Genomic DNA, 5,124 nt, shown 5'->3' on the forward strand with positions numbered 1-5,124 from the left:
TGGGGGAGGGTTCGCATCCCTGCCGCTCATGTTTCACGAGATCGTGAACGTAAAGGGATGGTTGGATGGCAAGACGTTCATGGACGGAATCGCCCTTGGTCAGATCACCCCTGGCCCGATCGTCATTACAGCCACCTTTGTCGGCTATCTGGTTCGCGGGTTCGTCGGTTCCCTGGTGGCTACCTTCGCGATCTTCGCTCCATCCTTCGTCATCCTGGTCGCCGCCACCCCCTTTTTCGACCGCTTGAAGGACGCAAGATATTTCTCCGGGGCGACGCGGGGGATCCTGGCATCGTTCGTGGGGCTCCTTTTCTATATGACGATCCGGTTTGCGGTGGCGGTCCCCTGGGAACCGATCAGGGTCTTGTTCGGGGTTGCCGTAGTCATCGCATTGGCTAGGAAGATGAACATCCTCTACATCGTACTGATCGGTTCGGCCCTTTCCATTGCCCTTTTCCGGTGAAGGAAAACGACGGCGGAGGCGACCTGCCCCCTGTGATCACCTCGTCCCTCTATGCCGTGGACGCCCCCTTGCACGGGGTACTCCAGATGAACGGCGCGGGAATGAAGATCGCGTACGACATCATGCCGTACGGGGTGTTCCATATAGCTACCAGGGGACACCATAAGTTATGCAATGTCCCATCGAACATGGCACCGGAGAAAATGGAAAAGGCGGGGAGGGCCCCGCCTTTTCCGCGCCTTTTCTTCTGATCCGGAACGTTTAACGATAATACTCCGGCGGCCCGATGATATCGTAATCGGTCGGCAGTTGAGGCCGCTTCTGGTCCGGGAGGAAAGTGTGGGACCGCACGAACAGGTTGTCGGCGGTCTTCCCGGTGCCGGGCATGTACTTCTGGAACGTATAGGACGCGTCGTGGCACTGGGTGCAGATCTTCTGGGTGTCCTTCATCGGCTTGCCCTTGCTCGCATGGGGAGAGTGGCAGGTAATGCAGGAAATCTCCCCGCTCTTGGAATGCTTCGACTGGATGAAGCCCTGATACTCCTCATGGTGCTTGCCTTCCTCGTACACGCCGCGGGCCCTGGAAACGTTGTCCAGGATGAACATTCCTTTCAGGTCTCCCTTGTACTCGGCGTCGATCTTGTCTTCAGGCTGGATCCCGGGCATGATCACGTGCTCCGGATACCACTTCGTCCAGTCATCCCACGGCTTGAAGGTGTCTCCGACTTTCGGGGCGGGGAGGTCTTCCCGCGGATTCCCCTGGGCCGACTTGTACTGTTCGTTTTCCACCCGGATGTGGCAGTAGCCGCAGACCCGGGACTGTTCCGCCTTCGACTTGCCCGTGAAATTCCAGATATCCTTGCCGGACTTGCTCTTCGCGTGCTTCCCGCCCGGGCCGTGGCAGTTCTCGCAGCCGTTGTTGAGCTCCACCCATGTCGCCTTCTGCGCCTTGGGGTTGGCCGGGTCGTATTCGAGCAGTCGGTACCCTGTGGAATGGCAGGTGGCGCACATCGTGTCCCAGTCGTTCTTGTTGCCATAGTTTTCCCACTTGCCCGAATACCGGTTGTACTGCTTGTTCAGGAACTGGTATCCGCTGGTGCTCTCGTTCTTCACCAGGAACCGCTGCTTCCAGTTGGAGCCGATCACATACACCACGTCGGAAACGCCGACCGTCTTCCCGGTGCCGTTTGCAATGGTGGGGCCGGGGTTGATGCCGTCGGTTTTCCACTTCTCGACCACGTCCTTCAGGATCCCCTCTTCTCGTTTGCGGACCATCTTGCTGTGATAGGTGAGCTTCCAGCTGTCGTATTCCGCCAGGTGGCATTTTCTGCACCCCCCGGAACCGATGTACTCCTCGTTTCCGGAACCTTTCTTGTCTTGCCTGGCGGCGCCGAAGACCGCCGAACCCGCAACGAAACCGGCGATGAAGAGCACCATCAGAACCTTGTGTCGCATCGCTGCTCCTTTCCTGTTTTTTATCCATCATGTGATTCGATGGTCAGTTCTACAACGGCCAAGGAGTTATAACCTCAGGGGGGGTTTCCGGCCAATGTATATTATTTACCAAAATACAAGGGCTGCCGTTGAAAATCTGCACCTTGAATGGCATGCCCCCGGCCCTCCGACGGCTCCCGCGCAGGCCGAAATGTGGCTCAATTGTGACTCGCTGGGTTTTATTGAAAAATTGGGCACCTGTGATTTCTGTCCCGAGGGGAGAATGGACGGGGTTGAGTTATTCCTCGTGGAGAGATATCGGATGGTCTGTCAAAATGGATGTCAAATACCCAGGTATCAGAGGAGGTCAAGAATGAGCAGGTTTCTTCTTGCCGCGTTCGTGGTCATGGTGACTGCGGTTCCGGTTTTCGCCGAGGAGGCAGTGACCTATGAGAAGGACATCAAGGGGATTATCGCCAAAAGGTGTATTTTCTGCCATGGGCCGAACTCGCCCACGATGGAGGAGTTCTACAAGGACAAGGAAGGGTACAAGAAGAAGATGAAGGGGTCGAAGTTAGACACCTACGGGAACCTGATGGTAGTGGTCAAGGGAACGGACGCCGGCGCCCTGATGAGAAGGCTGGACGACGGAAAGAACACCAAGGATGGGAAGCCGGGCAACATGTACTTGAACCTCGGGAGCACCGACGCTGAACGTGCAGCCAACCTGGAAATCTTCAAGAAATGGATCGGCAAGTGGACCCTGAAGAGGAGGAAGGAACTCACCAAGGAGGAGATGGAAGCGATCAAGGCCCCCGAGAAGTAGGCCAACCACCTCGTTACGACGTACATCCTTCTTGTTATTTGTCCGTCTGACGAAACTCCGAAGCAATCGGAGCGCATCTTACCTGCACGGAACAAAACGGCGTGGCGGGGAAAATCCGTTGAGCGATTGGAGGTGTGCAATGTCTATATCGATCAGCTGCAAGGAACTGGGGATGGACTGTAATTTCGTTAAAGAGGGGGAAACAGGGGAAATTGTCATCGAGTCGCTTATGCACCACGTGCAAACGGAACATGCCGAGGACTGGTTCGAGGTCGAGGAGATCTATCAGGCCGCCTGCTCGGTCATTCGAGAGAAAGCCGCCTGATCCGGGATGGTTACCGAAGTCACGAGGGATTTCCCGATTACTGGCGGGAAAAGGAGAGGCGAGGAGGTCATTCAGAAAAATGAAATCCAGTTCTGTATTTGGCATTCTGTAAGGATAAGGAGGAAACATGTCGCAGGATGGAAGCCGAATAACCGCGTGGATCCGGGGTCAGGTCCAGTCGGCTCACTGGTTTCTCGAGGCGACGATGGAAGACGTGAACGCGGAGATGGCGCATTGGGGGCCGCCGGGGATCGCCCTTCCCATCGGGGCCGCCTATGCCCACTTCGTGACGTCCGAGGACTGGGTTGTGAACGTTCTGTTCCGGGGAGGGGTTCCGCTCTTCGCGGGACCGCACGCCGGTGGAACAGGGCTCTCCGAACTTCCTCCCGACCCTGCCTCGGTGAAGGACTGGGCCGGCGAGTTCGCGGGCTGGAGCCGGAGGGTGCGGGTCGACCTTGCGGTGTTCCGCGCCTACGCGCAGTCGGTCTACGCTGCCACGGACGCGTACCTATCGAGCGCACCGGACACGGAACTCGACCGCCCCATGGACCTCTCCGCAGTCGGGATGGGGACGCAGTCGGTCGGCTTCGTCGTCAATAACGTGGTGATCGGCCACGCCTTCAGCCACTGCGGGGAGATCTCCGCCCTCAAGGGCGTGCAGGGGAAGAAGGGGTACCCGTTCTGAGGGGGCCTCAAGGCCCTCCCCGCCGCCCGCCTCCTTCACCTTTCCCACGACGTCATCGAGGAACCCCATGACCCCCTCCCCGAAATAGGTATTTCAATTCGGTTCCGCACCAGACAATTCTTAATTATATTAGGTTTATGTAAATTGCATTGTGTTCCGGGCGCAATCCACCGCAAAGGAGGGTGAGATGGAGAAGATCATGGCCCGAAAACCGTATCGCATGGGGGCGGTGTTTGCGGTCGTTGTCGCGGCGGCCCTCGCCTTGACCGTTGGGAGCGCATTGGCTGCTGCGGCTCCCGTGGACATCAACACGGCATCCAAGGAGCAGTTGGAGGCGCTGCCGGGGATCGGCCCGAAGAAGGCGCAGGCCGTCATCGATGGTCGTCCGTACCAGAATACCGAGGACATCATGAAGGTCAAGGGGATCAAGCAGGGGATCTGCAACAAGATCAAGGACCAGATCACCGTCCAGTGATCCGCATAATTAAACCGAAAGGGGGATTCCCGTTGAAACGCACGTTGCTGCTCGTTTGTGCCGTCCTGCTGGTCGCCTCGCTCGCTTTCGCCGGCCAGCCGAACACGTACCAGGTGACGGGGCCGGTCCTGGAGCTCAAGGACGATGTCATCGTCGTGCAAAAGGGGAAGGACAAGTGGGAGATTGCCCATAGCAAGGACACGAAGGTCACGGGGGACCTCAAGGTCGGCTCCAAGGTGACCATCGAGTACCGGATGACGGCGACCACGATCGAGGTCAAGGACGCGAAGGCAAAGGAGACGAAGAAGAAATAACCCCGAGGCTTGCTCCTTCGGCCGCGTGAAGGAAGGGGATGGAAGCCTTATACGAAGCATACAAGGAGAGAGGGGATCGGACATGCTGAAAGAGTTCAAGGAATTCGCCATGCGGGGGAACGTCATGGACATGGCGGTGGGCATCATCATCGGCGCGGCCTTCGGGTTGATCATCGCGTCGCTGGTGTCCGACGTCCTCATGCCGCCGATCGGGCTCATCCTGGGAAACGTGGACTTCTCGAACCTCTTCATGGTGCTCAAGGAAGGGAAGACCGCCGGTCCCTACGCGACGGTCGCTGCGGCGAAGGGGGCGGGAGCGGTCACGCTCAACTACGGACTGTTCGTGAACACCATCGTCAATTTCCTCATCGTCGCCTTCGCCATCTTCTTCGTGGTCCGCGGCATGAATTCCCTCAAGAAGAAGGAAGAGGCCCCCGCCGCCAAGCCGACGACGAAGGAGTGCCCGCATTGCCTGTCGAACATCCCCATCAAGGCAACGAGATGCGCCCACTGCACCTCGGAGCTCAAGGCGGCATAGGGGCACCATCCCAAGACACAAAGGGAACTTGGCTTCGCACCAAGTTCCCTTTTTTCTCAATTAG

Annotated in this window: 8 protein-coding genes and 1 pseudogene; 8 read left to right on the forward strand and 1 reads right to left on the reverse strand. The window is 57.9% G+C overall.

All coding sequences use genetic code 11. The features are described 5' to 3' along the window. A pseudogene (locus tag A2Z13_03575) lies at window positions 1-463 on the forward strand (transporter). Window positions 464-495: 32 nt separating this feature from the next. Then, window positions 496-714, forward strand: coding sequence for a hypothetical protein (locus A2Z13_03580; protein ID OGP80499.1), 219 nt, complete (start codon window positions 496-498; stop codon window positions 712-714). Between the two features lie 10 nt (window positions 715-724). On the opposite strand, the gene A2Z13_03585 is transcribed toward A2Z13_03580, so the two are convergent. Then, complete coding sequence (locus A2Z13_03585; GenBank protein ID OGP80500.1) at window positions 725-1,918, reverse strand: hypothetical protein; 1,194 nt, start codon at window positions 1,916-1,918, stop codon at window positions 725-727. 352 nt (window positions 1,919-2,270) lie between these two features. Between A2Z13_03585 and A2Z13_03590 the strand changes: the two genes are divergently transcribed. The 6 genes from A2Z13_03590 to A2Z13_03615 all read left to right on the forward strand — a co-directional run bounded on the left by A2Z13_03590 (window position 2,271) and on the right by A2Z13_03615 (window position 5,060). Continuing rightward, a complete protein-coding gene (locus tag A2Z13_03590; GenBank protein OGP80501.1) occupies window positions 2,271-2,723 on the forward strand; it encodes a hypothetical protein in 453 nt (150 codons plus the stop codon). 139 nt (window positions 2,724-2,862) lie between these two features. Then, window positions 2,863-3,048 (forward strand): hypothetical protein, encoded by a 186-nt coding sequence (locus tag A2Z13_03595; GenBank protein ID OGP80502.1) that lies wholly within the window; start codon window positions 2,863-2,865, stop codon window positions 3,046-3,048. A 127-nt stretch (window positions 3,049-3,175) separates the two neighbouring features. Continuing rightward, complete coding sequence (locus A2Z13_03600) at window positions 3,176-3,733, forward strand: hypothetical protein (GenBank protein OGP80503.1); 558 nt, start codon at window positions 3,176-3,178, stop codon at window positions 3,731-3,733. 220 nt (window positions 3,734-3,953) lie between these two features. After that, window positions 3,954-4,208, forward strand: coding sequence for a hypothetical protein (locus A2Z13_03605; GenBank protein OGP80507.1), 255 nt, complete (start codon window positions 3,954-3,956; stop codon window positions 4,206-4,208). A 32-nt stretch (window positions 4,209-4,240) separates the two neighbouring features. Beyond that, window positions 4,241-4,522 (forward strand): hypothetical protein, encoded by a 282-nt coding sequence (locus A2Z13_03610; GenBank protein ID OGP80504.1) that lies wholly within the window; start codon window positions 4,241-4,243, stop codon window positions 4,520-4,522. Between the two features lie 82 nt (window positions 4,523-4,604). Continuing rightward, entirely contained in the window at window positions 4,605-5,060 is a 456-nt protein-coding gene (locus A2Z13_03615) for a mechanosensitive ion channel protein MscL (protein ID OGP80505.1), read from the forward strand. Window positions 5,061-5,124: the final 64 nt, after the last annotated feature.

The sequence above is a fragment of the Deltaproteobacteria bacterium RBG_16_64_85 genome (assembly GCA_001798885.1).
GTDB lineage: Bacteria > Desulfobacterota > Deferrimicrobia > Deferrimicrobiales > Deferrimicrobiaceae > FEB-35.